Source organism: Pacificispira sp. HM-600 (assembly GCF_977993705.1).
Genome location: NZ_OZ388079.1, coordinates 591619 through 615945, shown reverse-complemented (window position 1 = coordinate 615945; position 24327 = coordinate 591619). Strand labels below are relative to the sequence as shown.

20 protein-coding genes are annotated in these 24327 nt (G+C 67.0%); 13 read left to right on the top strand and 7 right to left on the bottom strand.

Annotated features, from left to right (window positions below):
- The first annotated feature begins 7 nt into the window (after positions 1 to 7).
- Positions 8 to 1150 (top strand): type IV pilus twitching motility protein PilT, encoded by a 1143-nt coding sequence (locus ACXZ1E_RS02885; RefSeq protein ID WP_458041944.1) that lies wholly within the window; start codon positions 8 to 10, stop codon positions 1148 to 1150.
- Between the two features lies 1 nt (position 1151).
- Positions 1152 to 2390, top strand: coding sequence for a type II secretion system F family protein (locus ACXZ1E_RS02880; protein WP_458041943.1), 1239 nt, complete (start codon positions 1152 to 1154; stop codon positions 2388 to 2390).
- Between the two features lie 114 nt (positions 2391 to 2504).
- On the opposite strand, the gene ACXZ1E_RS02875 is transcribed toward ACXZ1E_RS02880, so the two are convergent.
- Entirely contained in the window at positions 2505 to 4172 is a 1668-nt protein-coding gene (locus ACXZ1E_RS02875; RefSeq protein WP_458041942.1) for a GspE/PulE family protein, read from the bottom strand.
- A 105-nt stretch (positions 4173 to 4277) separates the two neighbouring features.
- Here ACXZ1E_RS02875 and ACXZ1E_RS02870 point away from each other — a divergent pair, with 105 nt between their 5' ends.
- From ACXZ1E_RS02870 to ACXZ1E_RS02860, 3 genes are all read left to right on the top strand, one after another.
- Complete coding sequence (locus ACXZ1E_RS02870; RefSeq protein WP_458041326.1) at positions 4278 to 5180, top strand: IS982 family transposase; 903 nt, start codon at positions 4278 to 4280, stop codon at positions 5178 to 5180.
- A gap of 162 nt (positions 5181 to 5342) precedes the next feature.
- Positions 5343 to 6398 (top strand): YihY/virulence factor BrkB family protein, encoded by a 1056-nt coding sequence (locus tag ACXZ1E_RS02865; RefSeq protein ID WP_458041941.1) that lies wholly within the window; start codon positions 5343 to 5345, stop codon positions 6396 to 6398.
- Positions 6395 to 7114: an NAD(P)H-hydrate epimerase gene (locus ACXZ1E_RS02860; protein WP_458041940.1), complete on the top strand. Its 720-nt coding sequence runs from the start codon at positions 6395 to 6397 to the stop codon at positions 7112 to 7114. The genes ACXZ1E_RS02865 and ACXZ1E_RS02860 overlap by 4 nt, the downstream gene beginning before the upstream one ends.
- 53 nt (positions 7115 to 7167) lie before the next feature.
- Here the strand turns inward: ACXZ1E_RS02860 and ACXZ1E_RS02855 are convergent, their stop codons facing one another.
- Together ACXZ1E_RS02855 and glgP are read right to left on the bottom strand one after the other, a co-directional pair.
- Positions 7168 to 7902, bottom strand: coding sequence for a glutamine amidotransferase (locus ACXZ1E_RS02855; protein ID WP_100812889.1), 735 nt, complete (start codon positions 7900 to 7902; stop codon positions 7168 to 7170).
- Between the two features lie 3 nt (positions 7903 to 7905).
- On the bottom strand, positions 7906 to 10425 hold the full coding sequence (gene glgP, locus ACXZ1E_RS02850; RefSeq protein ID WP_100812907.1) for an alpha-glucan family phosphorylase: 2520 nt from the start codon (positions 10423 to 10425) through the stop codon (positions 7906 to 7908).
- A 93-nt stretch (positions 10426 to 10518) separates the two neighbouring features.
- On the opposite strand from glgP, the gene ACXZ1E_RS02845 reads away from it, so the two are divergent.
- Both ACXZ1E_RS02845 and ACXZ1E_RS02840 read left to right on the top strand, forming a co-directional pair.
- Positions 10519 to 10734 carry a hypothetical protein gene (locus ACXZ1E_RS02845; protein ID WP_036296464.1) on the top strand — a complete coding sequence of 72 codons (216 nt, stop codon included), beginning with the start codon at positions 10519 to 10521 and terminating at the stop codon, positions 10732 to 10734.
- Positions 10667 to 11374, top strand: a complete 708-nt coding sequence (locus tag ACXZ1E_RS02840) for a CYTH domain-containing protein (RefSeq protein WP_458041939.1) — start codon at positions 10667 to 10669, stop codon at positions 11372 to 11374. The genes ACXZ1E_RS02845 and ACXZ1E_RS02840 overlap by 68 nt, the downstream gene beginning before the upstream one ends.
- Before the next feature lie 127 nt (positions 11375 to 11501).
- Here the strand turns inward: ACXZ1E_RS02840 and lpdA are convergent, their stop codons facing one another.
- Positions 11502 to 12902 (bottom strand): dihydrolipoyl dehydrogenase, encoded by a 1401-nt coding sequence (gene lpdA / locus ACXZ1E_RS02835; protein WP_458041938.1) that lies wholly within the window; start codon positions 12900 to 12902, stop codon positions 11502 to 11504.
- 63 nt (positions 12903 to 12965) lie between these two features.
- The gene (locus tag ACXZ1E_RS02830; RefSeq protein WP_458041937.1) at positions 12966 to 13562 is read right to left on the bottom strand and encodes a copper resistance CopC family protein; all 597 of its coding nucleotides are present in this window, start codon (positions 13560 to 13562) and stop codon (positions 12966 to 12968) included.
- Positions 13563 to 13684: 122 nt separating this feature from the next.
- On the opposite strand from ACXZ1E_RS02830, the gene ACXZ1E_RS02825 reads away from it, so the two are divergent.
- The 3 genes from ACXZ1E_RS02825 to ACXZ1E_RS02815 all read left to right on the top strand — a co-directional run bounded on the left by ACXZ1E_RS02825 (position 13685) and on the right by ACXZ1E_RS02815 (position 15541).
- On the top strand, positions 13685 to 14176 hold the full coding sequence (locus ACXZ1E_RS02825; RefSeq protein WP_458352031.1) for an FHA domain-containing protein: 492 nt from the start codon (positions 13685 to 13687) through the stop codon (positions 14174 to 14176).
- Positions 14176 to 14868, top strand: coding sequence for a transcriptional regulator FtsR (gene ftsR / locus ACXZ1E_RS02820; RefSeq protein WP_458041936.1), 693 nt, complete (start codon positions 14176 to 14178; stop codon positions 14866 to 14868). Before ACXZ1E_RS02825 ends, ftsR begins: the two co-directional genes overlap by 1 nt.
- Before the next feature lie 127 nt (positions 14869 to 14995).
- On the top strand, positions 14996 to 15541 hold the full coding sequence (locus ACXZ1E_RS02815; RefSeq protein WP_036296483.1) for a MerR family transcriptional regulator: 546 nt from the start codon (positions 14996 to 14998) through the stop codon (positions 15539 to 15541).
- Positions 15542 to 15859: 318 nt separating this feature from the next.
- On the opposite strand, the gene ACXZ1E_RS02810 is transcribed toward ACXZ1E_RS02815, so the two are convergent.
- Positions 15860 to 16669, bottom strand: a complete 810-nt coding sequence (locus ACXZ1E_RS02810) for a ParA family protein (RefSeq protein WP_036296460.1) — start codon at positions 16667 to 16669, stop codon at positions 15860 to 15862.
- Positions 16670 to 16739: 70 nt separating this feature from the next.
- Between ACXZ1E_RS02810 and ACXZ1E_RS02805 the strand changes: the two genes are divergently transcribed.
- From ACXZ1E_RS02805 to ACXZ1E_RS02795, 3 genes are read left to right on the top strand one after another with little or no spacing between them, the layout of a single operon-like run.
- Complete coding sequence (locus ACXZ1E_RS02805) at positions 16740 to 20147, top strand: pyruvate carboxylase (RefSeq protein ID WP_458041935.1); 3408 nt, start codon at positions 16740 to 16742, stop codon at positions 20145 to 20147.
- Positions 20148 to 20191: 44 nt separating this feature from the next.
- Complete coding sequence (locus ACXZ1E_RS02800; RefSeq protein ID WP_458041934.1) at positions 20192 to 21826, top strand: nucleotide-binding protein; 1635 nt, start codon at positions 20192 to 20194, stop codon at positions 21824 to 21826.
- Between the two features lie 6 nt (positions 21827 to 21832).
- Positions 21833 to 22324 (top strand): peptide deformylase, encoded by a 492-nt coding sequence (locus ACXZ1E_RS02795; RefSeq protein ID WP_458041933.1) that lies wholly within the window; start codon positions 21833 to 21835, stop codon positions 22322 to 22324.
- A gap of 86 nt (positions 22325 to 22410) precedes the next feature.
- Here ACXZ1E_RS02795 and ACXZ1E_RS02790 read toward each other — a convergent pair whose 3' ends face one another.
- Complete coding sequence (locus ACXZ1E_RS02790) at positions 22411 to 24243, bottom strand: AMP-dependent synthetase/ligase (RefSeq protein WP_458041932.1); 1833 nt, start codon at positions 24241 to 24243, stop codon at positions 22411 to 22413.
- Positions 24244 to 24327: the final 84 nt, after the last annotated feature.

Genomic DNA, 24327 nt, shown 5'->3' with positions numbered 1-24327 from the left:
CCCGCTCATGTCCGACACCTCCGCCTTGGACGCCATCCTCTCCGCCGCGGCGACGGCGCGCGCCTCCGACGTGCACCTGACGTCCGGCCGCCCGGCCCTGATGCGCGTGGACGGGGACCTGGCCCCGATTCCGGGATTCTCCGATCCTCTGTCAGCCGAGTGGGTCGAGCGAGCGGTGCTCTCCATCATGTCGAGCGCTCAGGCCGAGGACTTCGCAACGCACGGCGAGGTCGACCTGTCGTACGCCTCGACGAACCTCGGGCGCTTCCGCGTCAACGTCTTCCGTCAGGTCGGAGCGGTTGCGGTGGCGCTGCGCTTCATCTCCACGCGCGTGTCGTCGCTCGCCGAGCTCGGTGCGCCCGCCATAGCCCGGGACCTCGCGCTGAAGCCGCGCGGTCTCGTCCTGGTGACGGGTCCCACGGGTTCGGGCAAGTCGACGACGCTCACGGCGATGGTCGACATCATCAACAGCACGCTGCCCGCCCACGTCATCACGATCGAGGATCCGATCGAGTTCCAGCACACCAGCCGCACGGCTCTCATCCACCAGCGCGAGATCGGCTCCGACACGGCGTCGTTCTCCGAAGCCCTCCGACGCGTTCTGCGTCAGGACCCCGATGTGATCCTGATCGGCGAGTTGCGGGACGCGGTGTCCGTTTCGACCGCGCTGTCCGCCGCAGAGACGGGGCACCTCGTGCTCTCGACCCTGCACACGCAGAGCGCGGCGAAGAGCATCAACCGCATCGTCGACGTGTTCCCCGCGCACCAGCAGGACCAGGTACGCACCCAGCTCGGCGACACGCTGCAGGGAATCATCAGCCAGTCGCTGCTGCCCCTCGCACAGAGCGAAGGCCGCACGATCGCGACCGAGGTGCTGGTCAACACTCCCGCCGTGGCGAACATGATCCGCGAGAACCAGATCGCCCAGATCTACTCCGCGATGCAAGCAGGCTCGGCACTCGGCATGCACACCTTTGACCAGGACCTCAAGCGTCTCGTTGAGAGCGGCACCATCTCGGAGAAGATCGCGCGGACGTACGCGGCTGACGAACGGACCCTGGACGGCGTGCGGGTGCGCCCGCGCGATCTGGATGCCGAGGCGTGGATGTCGCACGCGGGCGAGCGTCAGCTGTCCGGATGGGGGAACTGACATGCCCGTTATACAGGAGTACAACTACCGCGCGGTCGACGGATCCGGCGGCGCGATCGTCAAGGGCACGATCGAGGCGTCGAGCGAGAACGCGGTCGTCGCGAAGCTGCGCGTCCAAGGACTGACCCCGGTCTCGGTCGTCCCCGTCTCGAAGACTGGCCTGAACCGGGATGTCTCGGTGCCGGGCCTCCGCAAGCGCGTCAAGGTGGCGGAGCTCGCGGTCATGTCCAAGCAGATGGCGGGCCTCATCAACGCCGGGTTGCCGCTCATGCGCACGCTTGCCATCCTGATCGAGCAGACCGAGGGCAAGCAGCTGCAGAGCGCTCTGGTGTCGGTGCACGCCGATGTCGAGTCCGGCTCGTCGCTGTCGACGGCGCTCGCGAAGCATCCGGATGTCTTCCCGCCGCTCATGATCAGCATCGTGCGCGTGGGCGAGACGGGTGGATTCCTCGGTCAGGCGCTGACGTCTATCGCCGAGACCTACAGCAACGAGGCGGAGCTGCAGAACAAGATCCGAACGGCGACGACATACCCGATCGTGGTGCTCGTGATCGCGATCGTCGGCGTGCTCGTGATGGTCACCTTCATCGTGCCGATCTTCAAGAACATGTTCGCGGGAATCGGGTCCGAACTGCCGCTGCCGACGCAGGTGCTCGTCACCCTCTCGGAGAACATGATGTGGCTGCTGCCGCTGTTGGCAGTCGCGGTGATTGCTGCGTGGATCTGGTGGACGCGGAACCGGACGACGGAGCGTGTGCGCAAGGTGGTTGATCCGCTCAAGCTCAAGATGCCCGTGTTCGGTCCGCTCGCGACCAAGATCGCGGTCGCCCGCTTCGCGCGGAACCTGTCGATGATGTTGCAATCGGGTGTGCCCCTCGTGCAGGCACTCTCGATCGTCGGTCAAGCCTCGAACAACTTCGTGATCGAGAGCGCCGTCCGTGACATCCAGGACTCCATCAAGCAGGGGCGCTCATTCGCCGTCCCGCTCACGAAGTCCGGCGTTTTCCCGCCGATGGTCGCTCAGATGGTGTCGGTGGGTGAAGAGTCCGGAACGCTCGCCGAGATGCTCGCCAGCATCGCGGACTTCTACGAGAACGAGGTTCAGACCGCGACCGACCAACTCACCGCGACGATCGAGCCCGTGCTGATCGTCGGCATCGGCGTGCTCATCGGCGGCATGGTCATTTCGCTCTATCTCCCGATCTTCTCGCTGTACGGCGAGCTCGGCCAATCCGGCTGATCAGAGTTCGGCTGCCTGTGTCGCTCTCCCCTTCGCAGAACAGCCGAGCCGCTCCCGGTCGTCGCTACGCGGCGGCCGGGAGCGAACACCCCATGGATCCAGACAACTCCGCCGTCAGATCGAGACGCGCAGAACTTCTTCGATCGTGGTCAGGCCCTGCGTGACCTTGCTCCAGCCGTCGTCCCGCAGCGACGTCATGCCGGATGCGAGAGCCACCTGGCGCATCTCCGTTCCCGTCGCGCGCGCCACGACGAGTTCTTCGAGCTCTTCGGTCAGAACCATCACCTCGTGCAGCGCGATGCGACCGCGGTAGCCGGTGCCTGAGCACGTCGGGCAGCCGTTCGCGCGGAACAGCTCGGGCGGGTCGGTGGGGTCGTGCGGGAACCCGAGCGACGTGAGCACGTCGCTCGTCTCGGTGAGGGGCAGACGGCACTTCGTGCACAGGCGTCGCGCCAGTCGCTGGGCGACGACAGCCGTGAGCGCGGTCGCGACGAGGAACGGCTCGCAACCGATCTCGACGAGTCGCGTCAGAGCGCTCGGCGCGTCGTTCGTGTGCAGGGTCGAGAGCACGAGGTGCCCGGTCAGGGATGCCTCGATCGAGATGACGGCGGTCTCGTGGTCACGGATCTCGCCCACGAGCACGATGTCGGGGTCGCTCCGCAGGATCGATCGGAGGGCGGCGGCGAACGTGAGGCCGGCGCGGTTGTTGACCTGCACCTGGCTGACGCCCGCGATGCGGTACTCCACCGGATCTTCGACCGTGATCGCGTTGACGCGCGGGTTGGCGACGTCGCGCAGCGCAGTATAAAGAGTGGTGGACTTGCCCGATCCGGTCGGGCCCGTGACGAGCACCATGCCGTGCGGGCGATGGATCGCCTTCTCGAACCGGGCGAGGTTGCCCGCCGACATGTTCATGTCGGTCATCGCCATGGATTGCCCGGTGTTGTCGAGGATGCGCATGACGATCTTCTCGCCCCACACGGTCGGCAGGGTCGCCACGCGCAGGTCGATCTGGCGTCCCTCATGGTGCACCGAGAGGCGACCGTCCTGGGGACGGCGACGCTCGGCGATGTCGATCGACGACATGATCTTCAGGCGCGAGATGATGCCGTCCTGAATGCCGCGGTCGGCTCGCTGCATCTCGTGCAGCACACCGTCGATGCGGAACCGGACAGTCAGCTGATGCTCGCCGGGTTCGACGTGGATGTCGCTGGCGCGGTCGTTGATGGCCTGGGCGATCAGCAGGTTGACGAATCGCACAACCGGGGCGTCGACATCCTGATCGTCGAGGGTCTCGGTGAACGACAAAGTTGACGTCTGATTCGTCTCGCCGATCTGCTCGGACAGATCGCTCAACTCTTCGTCGGAGCGCAGGTAGCGCTCGAACGCCTGCCGCAGCGCGTCGGCGGCGACAACCACGGGTTCGACGCGCAGGTCGGTCACGCTCGTCACATCGTCGATCGCGATGATGTCGGTCGGATCGACCATCGCCAGGATCAGCCGGTTTCCCGCACGCTCGAGAGGAAGGATGCGATAGCGGCGGCTGAGCGAACCGGGAACCAGAGCGATCGTCTGCGGATCGAGCACCGCTCCCGATATGTCGACGGCGCGGTGACCGGTGTGTGCGGCGACGGCCTCGGCGAGTTGCCACTCGGTCACGACGCCTTCGTCGACCAGGTGACGCTCGAGTTCGCTGGTGTCCCCGAACCGCGCCACGGCCTCGGTCATCTGGGCTGCGGTGACCGCGCCCGTGAGCACCAACGTCTGATAAATACCGCGCACGTGTGTACACCTCTCCTGCCGCGCTCCATCCTAGATGAGTGAGTCCGTTTGGCTGGGTCGGCGTGGATGCTGTTAATCGCAGGCGGAGGGTGTTAACCCCGGTGTGTGAAAACTGAACTCAACACCCTCCTGATCACACTCTACGTCCACCTCGATGACCGGATCCTGCCCGCGATCGGCTTCACCCGCGATCACCACCCGGGCCGCAAACCCGCCCTCAACGACGCGGAATTGCTCTGCCTGCTGGTCGCGCAACACCTGCTCGGGATCGCGTCGGATCGGAAATGGATCCGATACGCGCACGCTCACCTGAAGGGCATGTTCCCGAACCTGCCCGGCCAGTCCGGGTGGGGCAAACGCGTCCGCCAATCCACCGGGCTTCTCTCTGCGGTGATCACCGAGCTGGCCCGTGACACCCCGTCCTGGGGTGAGATCACCCGGCTGGTGGACTCGACCCCGCTACCGTGCGGGAAATCGCGGGAGACCGTGAAACGCTCAGACCTCGCCGGGCACGCCGACTACGGATACTGCGCATCCCACTCCCGATACTTCTGGGGCTTCCGGCTCTATCTGATCTGCACTCCCGACGGAATGCCCGTGATCTGGGGACTCGCGAGCCCGAAGATCGGTGAACGCGAAGCCACCCAAGCGATGCTCGACCACGACCGACACCTCATCCAGCCTGGACAGGTGATCGTTGGCGACAAAGGCTTCGCTGGGAAGCAGTTCGAGGACTTCGTCACCAACGACCTCGGCGCGCACCTGATCCGCCCCGACCGCAAAGACGAGACCCCCAGGTTCGGGAAACTCGGCAGCATCCGACAATGGGTCGAGTCCGTGTTCGACACCCTCAAAGGCCAACTCACCCTCGAAGACCACGGCGGCAGAACCCCCGCAGGCGTCTACTCCCGCGTCGCCGCAAGACTCCTCGCCCTCGCCGCCGGCATCTGGCACAACTGGCTCACCAACGCCCCCGCCAAACGCTCCCTCATCGCCTACGACCACTGAACCAAACGGACTCACTCATCTAGGGGCGAGGGTGTGCGTGGCCCGGTGCGCGCGACGCCATTGCCACCGCGGCGTCCGGGATCGGTTGGTCGGATGAGTGTGAGCGGATGTCTCGGCTGTCAAGACGCTGCACGGTAGCGTGTGCGCGATTAGCCTGACCTGATGGCCGACACCGAAGCCTCCGCGCAGGCGCCCCGACCACCCATCGCCCGGATCATCGCGTGGGCATTGCAGCGCAAGCCCATCCGCGCATTCCTTCTCTACTCGGAGCACCGCGGACCGATGCTCGCCGACAGCATCACCTACCGCCTGCTGTTCGCGGTCTTCGCGGCCGTCCTGCTCGGGTTCTCGATTGCGGCGCTGTGGCTCTCGGGCGATGCGGTCGCGTGGCAAGCGCTTCTGAACGCGGTCAACTCGGTCATCCCCGGTCTCGTCGGCGAGGACGGGCTGGTCGATCCATCCGACATCCAAGCTCCTGCCGGCCTGAGTCTGACGGGTGTGCTGTCGTCGATCGGTCTGATCGGTGCGGCGATCGGTTCCGTGGGTCAGGTGCGTTCCGCGCTGCGCTCGCTCGCCGATCAGCCCAACGAAGACATCTTCATCGTCTGGGCGCTGCTGCGGAACCTCGCCGTGGCGGTCGGTGTGGGCGTTGCCCTCGTGGTCGCTGCGGGCGTGACATTTTTCGGCACTGCCCTGGTGGATGTCGTCGGTGGATGGTTCGGTTTGCCGGCCGATCATCCGCTGTCCTCCTGGGGAACGTGGCTGCTGTCGGCGGTCGTCGTCTTCGTGCTCGACACGCTGGTCATCGCCGTCATGTTCATCGTGCTGTCCGGCGTCAAGGCGCCGAAGCGAGCACTCTGGACCGGCGCGCTGATCGGCGGATTCGGGCTCGTCGTGCTCCAGCAGTTGTCGGGCCTGTTCGTCGGGGGAGCGCGCGCCAACCCTCTGCTCGCTTCGTTCGCGGCGCTCATCGCCCTGCTGCTCTGGTTCAACCTCTCGAGTCAGGTCATTCTGATTTCTGCGGCCTACGTCCTGACCGGCATCGAGGATGATCGAGATCGCGTGCGCTCGCGATACGGCGCCCCCACCTTCCTCGCGCGGCGCGTCCGGCGCTCGGAGATCGCACTGGAGGCGGCGAAAGCAGAGCTCGACCGAGCCCGCGAAGACGAAAAGAAAGAGCGCGAAGCGGCGCTCGCCGAACCGAAGGGAAAAAAATGAGCGACATCGGCGTCCTCACACCCGCCTACTCGGCCCTAGCGGTCCGTGCCGCGGAGCAGCCCTTATTGGAGGCGGGTGAGCCCCTCATGGCCCGAGCCGCCGCGGCCACAGACGCGTGCGTTCACGACCTGCTCGAGGCATCCGTTGAACCCGCGGGGCCGGTCCTGGTGCTCGCAGGCACGGGCAACAACGGCGGGGACGCGCTCTTCGCGGCGGCCTCGCTCGCGGCCTCGGGCGTGCGCGTGGATCTGCTGCTGACGTCCGACCGCGCGCACAGTGAGGGGCTGGGTGCCGCCCGCCGCGCCGGTACACGGTGCGTCGGTCTCGACGACGTGCGCGCCGGCGCCGCCGGCTATCGCGTGATCGTCGACGGAATTCTGGGGATCGGTACCTCCGCCGCGCCTGCTTTGCGCGGCATTGCTCGCGCCGCCGTCGAGACGCTGATTCCCGCGGTCCGATCGGGCGCCCCCGACCGGCCGCGCGTCGTCGCGGTCGACCTGCCGAGCGGGCTGCACCCCGACGACGGTTCGGCGGACGATGCCGTCCTCCCGGCCGATGTCACCGTGACCTTCGGCGCCCTGAAGGCCGGCCTCGTCCGGGGACGCGGGCCCGAGTTCGCGGGCGCGATCCGGCTCGTCGACCTAGGGCTCGGCCCGGCCCTCGCGCGCGTGCGGCCCGAGCTCGAGACATCCGTGCCCGTCCGCCTCGTGGCCTGACCGCTCGCGGGCCTCAGCGCTCAGCCGCCGTCGTAGCGCTCGGCTTTTCTTGTTCAGTCGCGCGCGTAGCGCTCGACGAAGGTCCGGAGCATCCGTGACGGATGCGACACCGGCGCCGTGCGCACCGCCGCCAGGGTCAGCTCGAGTTCGTGCGCGGCGAAGTATCCGTGGCCCGCGTATGCGTGGATGCGCGTCGTGATGCCGTCGACGTCGAGTTCGGGATGGAACTGCGTTGCGTAGACGTTCTGTCCGACGCGGAAGGCTTGGACGGGACATCCGGCCGAGGATGCCAGGTGCACGGCGTGTGCGGGCAGTCGCGACACCGCCTCTTTGTGTCCGACGAACGCCCCGAACTCTGTCGGTAACCCCGCGAAGAGCGGGTCGCGCGCGCCCTCATCGGTGAGTGTGACCGGCACGACGCTGATCGGCTCACCGAACGTTCTGTCGATCACCGCGCCCTCGTGCGCGCCCAGTGTGCCGATGCCGTAGCAGGCCCCGAAGAACGGGAAGTCGGCCGGAACGACCCGGTCGAGCAGCGTCGCGAATTCCGCCTCGACGCGTTGCTGCACCGGCGATTTCGCTTCGGGCGCGTCCGAAGCGTTGAACGGGCCGCCGCCGACGATGATGCCCGACAGAGAGTCGAGATCCAGAGCGGGCATCGGCCCGGCCTCCAGCCGCACCCGGATCAGATCGCGCTCGTCGAGCCCGGCGGCGCGCAGCATCGCGGCGTACTCCTCGTCCGCGGGCAGGTCCTCGGCCCGCGTGGCGAGCAGCACAAACGGTCGCACGGATTACGAGGCGTACGTGACGAGGCCGAGCTCGACATCCGAGACGAGCTGCGGATGCGTCGGCACGACCCGCACCGTGTAGCCGAACGGACCCGTCACGGCCAGCGGCACGGTGCCCGTGAATATTGTCAGCCCGTCGACCGCGTCGCCGGACGGCGTGAGCGGCACGATCGAGCGCTCGCCCGTGATGGCGTCCTCGGCATCCGTCGTGCCGCACACGAGTTGCACGGCGACATCCGCGGCGGAAAGCCCATCGAGTGCAACCGCGGCGCGCACCTCGAGCACGTCACCCGCCGCCGCCTGCTGGGCGATGCCCGACCCGTCCACGCTCGCGATGTGCACTGACGGCCATGCGGCCCGCACGTGTTCCGTGTACGCCGCGAGCTCACGCGCCAGCGCGAAGTCATCGGCGCGCAGCTCGGTGGCATGCTCGGACGCCGGGGTGTACAGGCGGGCGACGTATTCCCGCACCATCCGGTCGCTCGTCGCCTTCTGTCCGAGCACCTTCATCGTGTGCCGCACCATCCCGAGCCATTCGCTCGGCACACCGTCCGTGCGGTCGAAGAACTTCGGCACCAGCTGGTGCTCGATCAGGTCGTAGAGAGCGGATGCCTCGGCATCGTCTCGCTCGTCGTCCGATCCCGCCGTATCGGCCGTGGGGATCGCCCAGCCGTTCTGCCCGTCGAACCACTCGTCCCACCATCCGTCGAGGATCGACAGGTTGAGCGCTCCGTTGAGCGCCGCCTTCATACCGGACGTTCCGGATGCCTCGAGCGGCCGGATCGGGTTGTTCAGCCACACGTCGCAGCCCGGGAAGAGCGTCTTGGCGAGCGAGATGTCATAGTCGGGCAGGAAGACGATCCGCCCACGCACCTTCGGGTCGCGGCTGAAACGCACGAGCTCCTGGATCATCTGCTTGCCCGAGTCATCCGCGGGGTGTGACTTTCCGGCGACGATGATCTGCACCGGATGCTCGGGGTCGGTCAGGATCCGCGTCAACCGCTCGGGATCCCGCAGCATGAGGGTCAGACGCTTGTAGGTCGGCACGCGACGCGCGAACCCGATCGTGAGTGCCTCGGGATCGAGCACGCCGGCGAGGCCGGTGCGGCTGCGCGCCTCGTCGACCAGCTCGCCCTTCATCGTCGAGCGGGTGTCCCAGAGCTCACGGTCTGAGACGCGCGCGACATCCGTCCAGTCATGGGTCTCGACGTGGGCGTCGCCGAAGGCCCGCTCGCTCAGGCCCTTGAGGGCGGGGTGCAGCCAGGTGGGCGGGTGGACGCCGTTCGTGATCGAGGTGATGGGAACCTCGTCGGTGTCGACGCCCGGCCAGAGCTGACCGAACATTCCGCGGCTGACCTCGCCGTGCAGCAGTGAGACGCCATTCGCGTGCTGGCCGAGGTGTAGGCCGAGCACGGCCATGTTGAACACGCTCGGGTCGCCGCCCGGCCAGCTCTCGAGCCCGAGCGCGAGGGCGCGCTGCGGATCGATGCCGCTGACGACACCGGCGGTCAGGTAGTCGGCGATCAGATCCTTCGGGAATCGGTCGATTCCGGCGGGAACGGGAGTGTGCGTCGTGAACACCGTCGACGCGCGCACCTGCGCCAGGGCCTCGTCGAACGTCAGGCCATCGTGGGTGATGAGCTCGGACATCCGCTCGATGCCCTGCAGTCCCGCGTGGCCCTCGTTCGTGTGATAGACATCGGCCTCGGGCCGGCTGGTGACACGGCACCAGGCGCGCAGGGCGCGAACGCCGCCGATTCCGAGCAGTGCCTCTTGTAGCAAGCGATGCTCGCCACCACCGCCGTAGAGACGGTCGGTGACCCGACGCATCTCTTCCGTGTTCGAGGGCGTCTCGGAGTCAAGCAGCAGGAGAGGCACGCGTCCGATGTCGGCCACCCAGATGCGCGCGTGCAGCACGCGACCGCCGGTGATGTCGAGCGACACCTCGACCGGGGTACCGGCTTCGTCGCGCAGCAGCGTCAGGCCGAGGCCGTGGGGGTCGAGCAGCGGATAGCTCTCGCGCTGCCAGCCGTCGTCGCCGATCGACTGGCGGAAGTACCCCGCGCGGTAGAACAGGCCGATGCCGGTCAGTGGCACGCCGAGGTCCGAGCAGCTCTTGAGGTGATCGCCGGCCAGGATGCCGAGGCCACCCGAATACTGGGGGAGGGAGCCGTCGACCCCGAACTCGGGGGAGAAGTACGCGATGTGCTCGGGCTTCGGGCCCTGGACGCGCTGGAACCACCGCGGCTGCGTCAGATACGCCTCGAGGCGATCGGCCTCTTCCGTGACGCGGTCGACGAAGGCGTCATCGCGGGCGAGGGCGTCCAGGCGCTCCTGCCCCAGCGCCCCGAGCATCCGGGCCGGGTTCTCTCCGACCTTCGCCCAGACCGCGGGATCCATGGACTCGAAGAGGGCGTGCGTGGCGCGACTCCACGACCAACGCCAGTTGGCGGCGAGCGTGTCGAGTGCCGCGATGCTTTCGGCGAGGACGGGTCGGACCGTGAACGTGCGAATGGCCTTCATGCGACTGATCATAGGCGTCTCATCTGACGTGATCCGACCGCGGCGAACGGGGTCCTGTCGTACCCGCGGGGTAGGGTCGAAGAAGGAGGAATTATGTCTATTGCACGACTTTCCGGAGGGCCGCTCGACGGCCAGGTGGTACCCCTCGAAGATGCCGACGACGACTCGCTCGTCCTGCCCTACAGCGAGGGTCAGATCGTCTACCGCCGTCAGGGCGAGCTCGAGCAGACCGGCGAATCGGATGGCCCCACGCAGGCCACGTTCGTTTACGTCGAAGAGACGCAAGAGATCAGGCCGAGCGACGAGTGAGCCGACGCGCTCGATCGAGGTCGAGCGCAAATACGACGTGAGCGAGGCCACCCGGTTGCCGGATCTGGCCTCGCTTCCGGGTGTGGCCGGTGTCTGGCCGCCCGAGTTACGGCCGCTGGATGCGATCTATTTCGATACGGCAGAGCTCTCTCTGGCGCGCCGGGCTGTGGCGCTGCGGCGCCGGACGGGTGGTCCCGATGAGGGGTGGCACGTCAAGTCCAGCGCCACCGATGGTCGCCACGAGTGGGGATGGCCGCTGGGCGAGGCTCTGCCGTCCGATCCGCTCGCGGTGGCTGTGCCCACCGATGTTCGCTCGTCGGTGACCGAATGGTGCGGTGACGATGAACTACGCCCCATCGCGCGCGTCCGGAACCAACGGCACGCGATCCTGCTTCAGGATGCCTCGGGCGCCGTCATCGCCGAGTTCGTCGACGACCACGTCCAGGCCACAGACCTCCAGACGGGTGCCGCGACGAACTGGCGCGAATGGGAGGTCGAGCTCGGCCCCGCCGCGCCCGCGGATGAGCGTGGCCGCGCCGATTTCTTCGCGGCGGTCGATGCCGCCGTCGCCGCCGTCGGGGGAGTGCCCGCGGCATCCGGTTCGAAGCTGCACCGCGCCCTCGGCCGCCCCGGTCGTTGAGCGAGGAGCGAAGCGACGAGACGAAACGCTCAAACGTACGCGTCCGTTGGTTTCGACTCGCTTCGCTCGCTCAACCTGAGCCGCAAAGGACTCAACGCGCTCTGCGCGCGCATTGAGTCCTTTCGGCTCACATATTGATCATGTGGCCGGCGAGGCCGTGGAAGGCCTCTTGCACGGCCTCCGACAGCGTCGGGTGGGTGTGGACGTTGCGCGCGGCCTCGAGCGCGGTCAGATCCCACTTCTGGGCCAGCGTCAGCTCCGGCAGCAGCTCCGACACGTCGGGGCCGATCAGGTGGCCGCCGATCAGCTCGAGGTGCTCGGCATCGGCGATGAGCTTGACGAACCCGATCGGCTCGCCGAGGCCATTGGCCTTGCCGTTCGCCGAGAAGGGGAACTTGGCGACCTTGACGTCGTAGCCCGCGTCGCGTGCCTGCTGCTCGGTCAGACCGAACGAGGCGACCTGCGGCGAGCAGAACGTCGCGCGCGGCATCATACGGTAGTCGCCCAGCGCCATCGTCTCGGCCTTGCCGATCGTCTCGGCCGCGACGACGCCCTGTGCCTCGGCGACATGCGCGAGCTGCAGCTTGGCGGTCACGTCACCGATCGCGTAGATGTGGGGGACGTTCGTGTGCATGAAGTCGTCGATCTCGATCGCGCCGCGGTCGGTGAGCTTCACGCCCGTGTTCTCGAGCCCATAGCCCTCGACGTTCGCCGCGAACCCGATCGACATCATGACCTTGTCGGTGTCGATCGACTGCGTCTCGCCGCCGCTGTTGGGCGTGTAGGTCACGGTCACGTGGTCACCGTGATCCGTCACCGACTCGACCTTGGTCGAGGTCAGGATGTCGACGCCGTACTTCTTGTACTGACGGGCGATCTCCTTCGAGACATCCGCGTCCTCATTCGGCAGAGCGCGGTCGAGGAACTCGATGATCGTGACCTTGACGCCGAAGTTCGTCATGATGAAAGCGAACTCCATGCCGATCGCGCCGGCGCCGACGATCACGATGGACTTCGGCAGGCCCCGCGTCATGATCTGCTCTTCGTACGTCACGACGTTCTCGCTCAGCTCGACGCCGGGCAGGAGGCGGACCTTCGCGCCGGTCGAGATGATCGCGTTGTCGAATGTCAGCCGCTCGGTCTGACCGTCGGCCTTGGCGACATCGATCGTGTTCGCGTCGACGAATGAACCGCGGCCCTCGTACTCGGTGACCTTGTTCTTCTTCATCAAGAAGTGGATGCCCTTGACATGGGTGTCTGCGACCTTGCGGCTGCGGTCCCACGCGGTGCCGAAGTCGAAGTGCGCGTCTCCCGAGATGCCGAACTGCTCGGCCTGGTGGGTGAAAACGTGGGCGAGGTCCGCGTTGCGCAGCAGGGCCTTGGAAGGGATGCAGCCGACGTTCAGGCAGACACCGCCCCAGTACTTCTGCTCGATGATGGCCACCGAGAGACCGAGCTGAGCGCTTCGCACGGCCGCGACATATCCGCCGGGGCCAGCACCGAGAATGACGACGTCGTAGTGAGGCATACCTTCAAGCCTAGACCCCGCGCGAGGCTCCCGCGCCGGGGTCGGAGGCTGTTCCGCGACCGCTTAGACGTCGTTGTTTCGGCCGCGGGCGCGGGCCATCAGGATGGCGACGAGAGCGCCGCCGAGACCGACCGCGACGATGCCGATGATGATCCAGATCAGGGTGAGATCGAAGCCTCCGGAATCCGCTTCGGCATCCGTTGCGTCGCCCGCGTCGGCGTCGGTCGTCGTGGCGATATCGGCGGGCACGGATGTCTCGCCGACCGAGAAGGCCAGCTCGCCCGAGATGGGGTGACCGTCACTGGAGACGATGCGCCAGACGACCGTATAGGTGCCGCGTTCGTCGGTTCCGGACAACTCCTGGATCACGCCGTTTCGGTCGAGGATCGGATCGCCCTGCTGGATCTCGGCTCCCGAAGGATCGACAACGAGAACCTCGGTCGCGCCCGCACCCTCGAGCGGATTCGCGCTGAACCGCAGGTCGATCTCGCTCGGGCCGGTCTCGACGATCTCGCCGTCGTCGGGGGTACTGCCGATCAGCTCGTCGTGAGCGAAGGCGGTGGAAGGCGCGGCGACGAAGAATCCGCACAGCACGACCAACAGGGCGGCAAGGCCGGAATGGCGCACGGTGAGCTGGCGTCGACGCGGCCCAGAATCCATGCTCCGAGACTAAACCGAGGGTCTCCGAGCGTCCACCGATGGGCTGCGCGCGACCGCATCGAGAAAGCGTGGCCCGTCACGCGTGGATCCGATCGGCTAGTCTGGACCGCGAGGAGGACAGCGTGTCAGAACAGCAAGACCAGGCGCCCCCGGCCATGCGCCGCGAGGCAGAGTCGGCGCATTCCACGCCCGATACGACCCAGACGTTCGGTCACGATTCCGACCTCTCGTTCGTCCCGTTCGGTTCCGACCTCTCACAGGCCGAACTCGACGCCATTTCAGCTCTCCCCGCTCGAGCGGCTCTGCTGCTGGTGCGGTCCGGTCCGACGGCGGGTGCGCGGTACCTGCTCGACTCCGAGGTCGCCACGGTGGGCCGTCACCCCGAGGCCGACATCTTCTTCGATGACGTGACCGTCTCTCGTCGTCACGCGGAGATCACGCGACGTCCCGAAGGATTCGAGCTCGTCGATCAGCGGTCGCTGAACGGCAGCTATGTCGATGGCGAACGCGTTGATCGCGCCCTGCTCGTCAATGGCGCCGAGGTGCGGATCGGAAAGTTCCGTCTGACCTTCTTCATCTCTCCGGTCGATCTGCCGCTGCCGGCGGACGGCTGATGCCCACGGCTGTTTCTCGAAACTCTGCGGCGGGCGCGGGCCTGCTCAGTATCGGGCAGGTGCTGGCCCGGCTCACGCCGGAGTTTCCCACCCTCACGGCCTCGAAGCTCCGCTTTCTCGAGGTTCAGGGCATTGTCACGCCGACCCGCACCGAGTCCGGTTACCGCAAGTTCTCTCCCGCGGACGTCGACCGGCTTCGGCTGGCACTCCAATTGCAGCGCGACCACTACCTGCCCCTGGGCGTCATCCGCGAATATCTCAGCGACCTCGACGCCGGACGCGACCCCAGTCACCCGGGTCAGCAGCCGCCGCCCACGATCCACCCGCAGGGGCGTCGCTACCGTCGGGATGAACTGTTGCGCGCTGCCGGCGCGACACCGCAGCTTTTCAATGAGGCCGTGTCGTCGGGCATCCTTCCGGCCGCCGAGTCGTTCGGCGATCAGAGCGTCTCGTTGTTGCGAGCGATCGTTTCGCTCGACAGCCACGGCATCGAGCCCCGCCACCTGCGGACGATTCGGCAGAGCGCCGAACGCGACGTCTCGTTGATCGAGCAGGCGCTGGCCCCGCTCACGCACCGCGCCGACGCGCCCTCGCGTGCACGGGCGAACGAGGTGGGCCCCGAGCTCGCACGTCGCCTCGATGAGGTGCGCGCCATCTTCGTTCGTTCCGCGCTCACGCGGTTGCTTCCGTGATCGTTTCGAGCTTCACATCGGGTCGTCCGGCGTGTCGCGGCGGATGTCGTTGCTCGGTGACGACGGGTGTCCTAGCGTGGGGGATGAGTCGCGAACCTGCGTCTCGGAACCCGGCGAGGAGGACGCGATGAACGCTGGCGAGCTCGCCGACGAGAAGCGTTTCGACTCGGACCTTTTGTTCACGGACGGGCTTCCGGCAATGGACGACGAGGTCGGCTACAAGGGCGCCGTCGCCGCCCGTGCAGCGGGAATCACGTACCGGCAGCTCGACTACTGGGCTCGCACCGAACTGGTCGAGCCGACCGTTCGTGGCGCGAGCGGCTCGGGATCACAGCGGCTCTACGGTTTCCGCGACATCCTGGTGCTCAAGCTCGTCAAGCGTCTCCTCGACACCGGAATCTCTTTGCAGCAGATCCGCACCGCGGTTGATCAGCTTCGCGCCGCGGGCATTCGCGATCTCGCGGGTACGACACTCATGAGCGACGGAGCATCCGTCTATCTCTGCACGTCCAACGACGAGGTCATCGACCTGGTCAGTCGTGGACAAGGCGTGTTCGGTATTGCCGTCGGCAAGGTGCTGCGTGAGGTGGAGTCGACGCTCGTCGAGTTCGGCCCGCAGACGGTCGACACGATCGACGAGCTGGCCGCTCGCCGCTCGGCCCGCACCGCCTGACCAGAACCCCTTCCGGTTAGCACGGAGCACTGTTCGCCGCGCGAGGTGATGCGCTGTCGCCCTGTCCGACGATGTCCCACTTTCGCCCTGTCCGACGATGTCCCACTTTTGTTCGGTATGGAGTGCGTCGCGGGGGGCCGTGCTGATGGTTGTCCCATTTTCGCTCGGTATAGGCGCGAATTACCGGCGAAAAATGGGACGCAGAAGCGCGAAAGTGGGACACACAGCGGACGGGAGAGGACGTTGGGTCGGAGCGCCGGGGCTACCGTCTGCGGTGCAGTGCGTCGAACTCAGATGCGGGCTTCGCCCGGGACCGGGCTAGATGCGGGCGTCGCCGGGGACCGGGATGCGGCCCGTGCGCATGACGCGGTCGAGCAGTGCGTCGAAGTCGGCCGCGAGCTCCTGAGCGGAATCACCGGGCCAGATGTGCAGCGGCTTCGCCGCGCCCTGCGCCTGCTGGAGCGACGTGCGCTCGGGCAGTTGGGGTGACAGGACGAGGGGGCCGAACATATCGCGCAGCTCCTTGATGCGGAACTGGTGCTCGATCGACTGCGGGCGCACGCGGTTCACGACGATGCCGAGGGGCTGGAGACGCGGCGAAAGACCGCGACGGATCTCTTCGATCGCACGCAGGGCGCGGTCCGCGGCCGCGACCGAGAACAGGCCGGGCTCGGAGACGACGATGACACGGTCGCTGGCCGCCCAGGCGGTGCGCGTGAGGGCGTTCAGCGAGGGGGCGCAGTCGACGAGGACGAGGTCGTAATCGGCCTCGATCGTCGCCAGCGCCTCTTCGAGCTTCCAGACGTCACGCACGCTCGGGTGCGGCCCGTCGAAGTTGATGGCGGAAGGGCTGCCGATCAGGACATCGATCGTCCCGGGGTGGACCTTCGCCCACCCGCTCGACGTGATCGCCTGTCTGACGACCTTCTCTTTGGGGTTTCCGAGGACGTCGGCGACATTGAGTCGACCGGCCACCTGGATATCCATGCCGGTCGAGACATCCGACTGCGGGTCGAGGTCGACGACGAGGGTCCGGACGCCCCGAGCGAATGCCGCGGAGGCAAGCCCGAGCGTCACGGTGGTCTTTCCGACCCCGCCCTTGAGGGAGCTGACGCTGAGTACGTGCACAATCGTCTACGTTACCGTCCCCTAGGCTGTGGAACACACTCAGGTCGACGCGCCGAAGCTGTGAGGTGTCATGTTCCGCAAGATCCTTGTCGCGAATCGTGGTGAAATCGCCATCCGCGCTTTTCGGGCCGCCTACGAAGTAGGTGCTCGCACTGTTGCTGTCTATCCCTACGAGGATCGCAACTCGCTCCACCGGCTGAAGGCCGATGAGGCCTATGAGATCGGGGAGCGGGGTCACCCCGTGCGTGCCTACCTCGATGTCGACGAGATCATCCGGGTCGCGCTCGAGAGCGGTTGCGACGCGATTTATCCCGGGTACGGATTTCTCTCCGAGAATCCGGATCTCGCCGAGCGTGCCAACGCCAACGGCATCGCGTTCATCGGACCGCCCGCGCGCGTGCTCGAGATGGCAGGCAACAAGGTCACGGCGAAGCATCACGCGATCGCCGCCGGGGTTCCCGTGCTCGTCTCGACCGAGGCCTCCGCGGACGTCGACGAACTCGTCGCGCAGGCCGACGAAATCGGATTCCCCCTGTTCGCCAAGGCCGTCGCGGGTGGCGGCGGGCGAGGGATGCGCCGGGTCGAGAGTAAGGGTGAGTTGGCCCCCGCCCTCGCCGAGGCCATGCGCGAGGCCGACAGCGCGTTCGGAGACCCGAGGATGTTCCTCGAGCAGGCCGTCGTCCGGCCCCGCCACATCGAGGTGCAGATCCTCGCCGACGCAACGGGACAAACGGTGCACCTGTTCGAGCGCGACTGCTCGCTGCAGCGCCGTCACCAGAAGGTCATCGAGATCGCCCCCGCCCCGAACCTCGACGAGGACTTACGGCAGAAGCTCCACAAGGATGCCGTGGCGTTCGCCGAATCGATCGGCTACATCAACGCGGGCACAGTGGAGTTCCTCGTCGACACCGAGGGGGACCGCGCCGGACAGCACGTCTTCATCGAGATGAACCCGCGCATCCAGGTCGAGCACACCGTCACCGAAGAGGTGACGGATGTCGACCTCGTCCAATCGCAGATGCGGATCGCCGCGGGCGAGACCCTGGCCGACCTCGGCCTCGAGCAGACCGACATTCGTCTGCGCGGTGCGGCGCTCCAGTGCCGCATCACGACGGAGGACCCGACGCAGGGCTTCCGGCCCGACACCGGCAAGATCACCACCTACCGCTCGCCCGGTGGCGCGGGTATCCGCCTCGACGGCGGAACGACCGCCGCAGGCTCACAGGTCAGCCCCCACTTCGACTCGATGCTGGCGAAGCTCACGTGCCGCGGGCGCGACTTTCCCGCCGCGGTCGCCCGGGCGCGGCGTGCTTTGGCCGAGTTCCGCATCCGTGGCGTCTCGACGAACATTCCGTTCCTGCAGGCCGTGCTCGATGACCCGTCGTTCGTCGCGGGAGACATCGCGACGTCGTTCATCGACGAGCGCCCCCAGTTGCTGCGTGGCCGGGAGTCGAAGGACCGCGGAACGCGCCTGCTCAACTGGCTCGTCGATGTGACGGTCAACAAGCCGAACGGCGAGAACCCGCTCTCGATCGACCCGGCGATGAAGCTGCCGAAGGTCGATCTGAGTGTGCCCGCACCCGAGGGCGGACGCCAGCGTCTGCTCGAACTCGGGCCCGCGGGATTCGCTCGCGCGTTGCGCGAGCAGACGCCCCTCGCCGTGACCGACACGACCTTCCGCGACGCGCACCAGTCTCTGCTCGCGACCCGAGTCCGCACGCGTGACCTCGTGGCGGTTGCGCCGTACGTGGCGCGCCTGACGCCCGACCTGTTCTCGGTCGAGGCGTGGGGTGGGGCGACGTACGACGTCGCCCTGCGGTTCCTCGGCGAGGACCCGTGGGAGCGGCTCGAGCGTCTGCGCGAAGCGTTGCCGAACATCCCGATCCAGATGCTGTTGCGCGGTCGCAACACGGTCGGCTACACCCCGTACCCGACCGCGGTGACGGACGCCTTTGTCCGCGAGGCGGCGGCTACCGGTGTCGACATCTTCCGGATCTTCGACGCGCTCAACGATGTCGCACAGATGCGCCCCGCGATCGACGCCGTGCTCTCGACCGGGTCCACGGTGGCCGAGGTGGCCGTCTGCTACACCGGTGACCTGCTGAACCCGAACGAAGACCTGTACACCCTCGACTACTACCTGCGTCTCGCCGAGCAGATCGTCGAAGCGGGTGCCCATGTACTGGCGATCAAGGACATGGCCGGGCTGCTGCGCCCCGAGGCGGCATCGCGGCTGGTGTCCGCGCTCCGTTCCCGCTTCGATCTGCCCGTACACGTTCACACACACGACACCCCGGGCGGCCAGCTCGCGACGCTCCTCGCGGCAAGTGCGGCCGGCGCGGACGCTGTGGATGCCGCATCCGCACCCATGGCCGGGACCACCAGCCAGCCGTCCCTGTCGTCACTGGTCGCCGCGCTCGCGCACACCGACCGCGACACGGGGCTCGACCTCGACGCGGTCGCGGACCTCGAGCCCTACTGGGAGGCCGTGCGTCACCTGTACGCGCCGTTCGAGTCCGGCCTGCCGGGCCCGACAGGCCGGGTCTATCGTCACGAGATTCCCGGGGGACAGCTGTCGAACCTGCGCCAGCAGGCGATCGCTCTCGGCCTTGCCGACGACTTCGAGTTGATCGAGGACATGTACGCGGCGGCCAACGGGATCCTCGGGCGTATCCCCAAGGTGACACCGTCGTCGAAGGTCGTCGGCGACCTCGCGCTTCACCTCGCGGCGGTCAAGGCCGACCCCGCCGACTTCGAAGCCAATCCGCAGAACTACGACATCCCGGACTCCGTGGTTGGATTCATGGCGGGTGAACTCGGAGATCTGCCGGGCGGATGGCCCGAGCCCTTCCGCACGGCAGTGCTGGCCGGGCGCACCGTCAAGATCGAGGTGGAACCTCTGGCTCCCGCCGACTCGGAGGCGCTCGCGGGCGATGCCGGGGCGCGCCGCGAGGCGCTCAACAGGCTGCTGTTCCCCGTGCCGACCCAGCAGTTCGCGCAGGTTCGTGAGGTCTTCGGGGACGTGTCGCTGCTCGACACCTCGGACTACCTCTACGGTCTCGTGCCGGGCGAGGAGCACGCGGTCGAGATCCAGCGCGGCGTGCGACTGCTGGTGGGACTCGAGGCGATCGGGGAGGCCGACGATAAGGGCATGCGCACCGTCATGACGACTCTGAACGGCCAGCTGCGTCCCGTGTTCGTGCGGGATCGGAGCATCGCCGTCGAAGCGCGGCAGGCCGAGAAGGCTGACACGACAAAGCCGGGTCAGATCGCGGCTCCGTTCTCCGGCGTGGTCACGCTCAAGGCATCCGTCGGTGACACCATTCAAGCGGGGGAAGCGGTCGCTTCGATCGAAGCGATGAAGATGGAAGCGGCGATCACGTCGCCCGTCGACGGCGTGATCGAGCGTCTCGCGATCGGCCCGACCCAGCAGGTCGAGGCCGGTGACCTTTTGGTTGTGGTGCGTCCGGCGCACTAATCTGGGGCAAGTCCCACCCCCCAACTGCAAGGTCCGGAGTTCCAGTGACGCCTCACGGCAAAGATCCGAGCGCCGACGACCCGGACAACGGGATCCTCGACGACGTGCCCTCGGTCGAGACGTCGGGCATCGGGTTGATGGGTACGCAGACGGCCCACGTCAACATCGCTCTTCCCGCGGAAGACGAGGATGACGACGAGGATATCGTCGAGGGCGACATCGCTTTCGCGAGCGGATTCGTCACGATCGATCTGCCCGAATCGGCTGCCGTCGATCCCTCGGACAACGAGGTTGTCGCCGAAGAGTCTGACGAGGTCGACCTGGCTGAGATCGGCCCCGCCGATACCGCGCCGGACGAATTCACGGTCGCCGAAACCTCTGTCGAAGACGACGAAGCAGATAACGTTCGTCTGGATGACGAGGAGCTGACCGGCTTCGAACCGACCGGATTCGAACCGACTCCCGTGGCGTCTGCACCCGCCGTGTCTGCACCCGTGGCGTCGGAAGCCGCGGTGAAAGAAGCCCACGCGTCGGATACCGATGCCAGAGACGATGAGCACCTCGAAGCTCCGGTTGACGACGCGCCGGACGAGAAGGAGACGACGATGAACGATGAGACTGACCGGGCTGTAGAGCCCGCCGAGCGGCGCGAGGTCGCTCGCGCCACGCAGGCCGAGGCGCCCGTGCTGGTCTCTCGCAGAATCGGTGAACTTGCGGACGTGGCAGAGCGCGAAACATCCGATCTGCTGACCGCCGACCGCCTGCTCGACCCGGCGCAGGTCACGCGTCCCGAGCCCGAGGGCGTCTGGCAGCACCTGCTGTATTCGGTGTCGGGCGGCAAGGTGAACATCGGTGACAGCAAGCGTGCCCGCGCGCGCAAGGCTATGGATCGACGAATCGCGGCACCCCTCGCCGGCGGCGGAGCGCGTTTCGTCGCGATCGTCTCGCGCAAGGGCGGAGTCGGAAAGACGACCATCACCACCTTGCTCGGACAGGCTCTGGCCGACGCACGTGACGACCGGGTGATCGCCGTCGATGCCAACCCCGACCGGGGCACCCTCGCCGAACGCATCGCACGGCGAAGCGGGCGAACCGTCCGTGACCTGGTGCGCGAGCGTGAAAACCTCCGCGGTTACAACGATGTCTCGGCGATCGTCGCGCGCGACGAGACCCGCCTGGACGTGCTGGCATCCGACACCGACCCGCGTATCGCCGAGGCCTTCAGCGGTGATGAATACCGCGCGGTCGCCGAGGTGGCGGCCCACTACTACTCGGTCGTCCTGACCGACACGGGCACCGGCATCGTGCACTCGGTCATGGGCGCCACGCTGGATCGTGCCGACCGTCTTGTCGTCGTCGCGGGTCAGAGCATCGACGAAGCACGCCTGGCATCCGAGACGCTGACGTGGCTCGAGGCCAACGGCTACGAGGAGCACGTACGGAGCGCCATCGTCGTGCTGAACATGTCATCGCCCGGAACCTCGCCCGTGCGCCAGGATGAGCTCGAGACGCACTTCCGCACTCGAGTGCGCGATGTCCTCCGTGTGCCGTACGACCCGCAGCTCGCGACCGGAGGCGCCATCGTCTTCCGCGACCTGCAGCCCGCGACCCGGGCGGCGGCCCGTGAGCTCGCCGCAAAGGTCGTCGAGGGCCTTCAGTCCGTGCCGACGGCGGCCTGACGCACCATGGCTGTGCGTGACATCCGTCTCTTCGGCGATCCCGTTCTGAAGGCGCGATCGACCGAGATCGCCGAGATCGACGAAAGCGTGCGCGCACTGGTGCGCGACCTGCTCGACACCGTCGAGCCCCCCGGTCGCGCCGGCGTCGCCGCCCCGCAGATCGGTGTGGGTCTGCGCGCCTTCAGCTACAACATCGACGGTGACATCGGATACGTCTTGAACCCCGTCCTCGTCGAAGTTCGGGGCGAGCCTGAGCCGGTGGACGAGGGGTGTCTCTCGGTTCCGGGTCTCTGGCACCCGGCGCTGCGGTACCCATGGGCACGCGTCGAGGGTATCGATCTCGACGGCGAACCTGTCGTGCTCGAGGGTGAGGGGCTACTGGCGCAGGCGCTCCAGCACGAGACCGATCATCTGGATGGCACGCTGTACCTCGATCGACTCACCCCGGAACGTCGACGGCTGGCGATGCGCGAGGTGCGCGAGTCGTCCTGGTTCTGAAACGTCGTTTCGTCTCGCTTCGCTCGCTCAACGACCGGGGGTTATCCGGTCGTTGAGCGAGGAGCGCAGCTCCGAGTCGAAACGCGCTACGGCATCGTGACGTTCGTCGTCGCAACCGGCTCGCGATACAGCTCGGCGATGTCGTCCGCGAAGTCGCCGACGATCACGTTGCGCTTGATCGACATCTTCGGCGTGAGGTGACCGCTTGCTTCGGTCCACTCGGTCGCGAGGATCGTGAACTTGCGGATGGACTCCGCCCGAGACACGTGGGCGTTGGCCGTGTCGATGGCCCGCTGCACCTCTGCGCGCACGGCATCGTGCTCAGCAGCCTCGGTAAGGGTCATCGTGCCCGAGTGTCCGTTGTTCGCGAGCCACGTCGGCAGCATCTCCGAGTCGAGCGTGACCAGCGCCGCGATGAACGGCTTCTGGTCGCCGACGACGACGACCTGTCCGACGATGGGATTGGCGCGGATCGGGTCCTCGAGCGCGGCGGGAGCGACATTCTTGCCTCCCGCGGTCACGATGATCTCTTTCTTACGTCCCGTGATCGTGAGGAATCCCTCGTCGTCGAATGAGCCGATGTCGCCGGTCTTGAACCAATCACCGTCGAATGCCGCGGCGGTCGCCTCCGGGTTGCGCCAGTACTCCTTGAACACGTCGATGCCGCGGACCTCGATCTCGCCGTCCTCGCCGAGGCGGACGCCAACACCGGGCAGGACGGGGCCGACCGTGCCGATCTTCGACTTGGTCGCGAGGTTGACGGTCGCCGGCGCGGTCGTCTCGGTCAGGCCGTAGCCCTCCAGGATGACGATGCCGAGACTGTGGAAGAAGTGCCCGAGGCGCGGCCCGAGCGGTGCCGAACCGGACACGGCGTACTGGATGCGTCCGCCCATCGCGGCTCGCAGCTTGCTGTAGACGAGCTTGTCGAACAGCGCGAACTTGATCTTCAGGCCCAGCGGGATCTTCTTCCCGTCCTGCAGGAGCTTCGAGTGTTCGATCGCGGCATCCGCGGCGGCTCGGAAGATCTTGCCCTTGCCGCCTGCCTCGGCCTTCTGCTCCGACGAGTTGTAGACCTTCTCGAAGACGCGCGGAACCGCGAGCAAGAACGTCGGTTTGAAGGATCCGAGCGCGGGCAGCAGCTGCTTCGTGTCGGGCTGATGCCCCGTCTTCACCCCCGCGTGAACATCCAGGATCGAGATGAACCGCGCGAACACGTGCGCCGTTGTGATGAAGAGGAGCGTCGACGCGCCGGGCGTCTGCACGACCTCCTTCAGAGCGACGGCTGAGTTGCGCGACAACTCGACGAAGTTGCTGTGCGTGAGCACGCACCCCTTCGGGCGCCCCGTCGAGCCCGACGTGTAGATGAGCGTCGCGATGTCCGAACCCTGCGCGATGCCGCGGCGGCGTTCGATCTCGGAGTCGGGAACGGATGCGCCGAGCTCGCTGAGCTTGTCGATGGCACCGAGGGCGAGCTGCCACACTTCGCGGACCAGGGGGAGGTCGCCGCGAACCTCGTCGAGACGAGCGGCGTGGTCGGCAGCTTCGACGATGCAGACCACAGCACCCGAGTCCTCGAGGATCCACTGGATCTGGTGAGGGGAGCTCGTCTCGTAGATCGGCACCATGACGGCGCCCGCGTAGAACAACGCGAAGTCGATCAGGGTCCACTCGTACGTGGTGCGTGCGAGGAATCCGACCTTGTCACCGGGTTCGATCCCGGACGCGGCGAACCCCTTGGCGAGGGCGATCACCTGACGACGGAACTCCGCCGCAGTGATGTCTCGCCACCCCTCGCCCTGCGGCACGGCGAAGAGCGCGAGATCGGGCGTTGCCGCGACGCGATCTTCGAGCAGATGGGTCACATTGGCTTTCGGGTCCGCGGGAACGATTGCGGGGACCTCGAATTGGACGGCACTCATTATCGGCAGCTCCTTTGGCACCGGGGTGTTGTCGGCTTCAGGCTGAGTCTACCCTCTGGTGGTACTCGGTCTCAGGGATTCGAG

Coding starts and splice junctions, on each gene's coding strand:
- ACXZ1E_RS02860 (WP_458041940.1), top strand. CDS start 6,395: ATGAGCGACATCGGCGTCCTCACACCCGCCTACTCGGCCCTAGCGGTC.
- ACXZ1E_RS02830 (WP_458041937.1), bottom strand. CDS start 13,562: ATGGATTCTGGGCCGCGTCGACGCCAGCTCACCGTGCGCCATTCCGGC.
- ACXZ1E_RS02885 (WP_458041944.1), top strand. CDS start 8: ATGTCCGACACCTCCGCCTTGGACGCCATCCTCTCCGCCGCGGCGACG.
- glgP (WP_100812907.1), bottom strand. CDS start 10,425: ATGAAGGCCATTCGCACGTTCACGGTCCGACCCGTCCTCGCCGAAAGC.
- ACXZ1E_RS02880 (WP_458041943.1), top strand. CDS start 1,152: ATGCCCGTTATACAGGAGTACAACTACCGCGCGGTCGACGGATCCGGC.
- ACXZ1E_RS02840 (WP_458041939.1), top strand. CDS start 10,667: ATGGCCCCACGCAGGCCACGTTCGTTTACGTCGAAGAGACGCAAGAGA.
- lpdA (WP_458041938.1), bottom strand. CDS start 12,902: ATGCCTCACTACGACGTCGTCATTCTCGGTGCTGGCCCCGGCGGATAT.
- ACXZ1E_RS02795 (WP_458041933.1), top strand. CDS start 21,833: ATGGCTGTGCGTGACATCCGTCTCTTCGGCGATCCCGTTCTGAAGGCG.
- ACXZ1E_RS02865 (WP_458041941.1), top strand. CDS start 5,343: ATGGCCGACACCGAAGCCTCCGCGCAGGCGCCCCGACCACCCATCGCC.
- ftsR (WP_458041936.1), top strand. CDS start 14,176: ATGCCCACGGCTGTTTCTCGAAACTCTGCGGCGGGCGCGGGCCTGCTC.
- ACXZ1E_RS02790 (WP_458041932.1), bottom strand. CDS start 24,243: ATGAGTGCCGTCCAATTCGAGGTCCCCGCAATCGTTCCCGCGGACCCG.
- ACXZ1E_RS02805 (WP_458041935.1), top strand. CDS start 16,740: ATGTTCCGCAAGATCCTTGTCGCGAATCGTGGTGAAATCGCCATCCGC.
- ACXZ1E_RS02845 (WP_036296464.1), top strand. CDS start 10,519: ATGTCTATTGCACGACTTTCCGGAGGGCCGCTCGACGGCCAGGTGGTA.
- ACXZ1E_RS02815 (WP_036296483.1), top strand. CDS start 14,996: ATGAACGCTGGCGAGCTCGCCGACGAGAAGCGTTTCGACTCGGACCTT.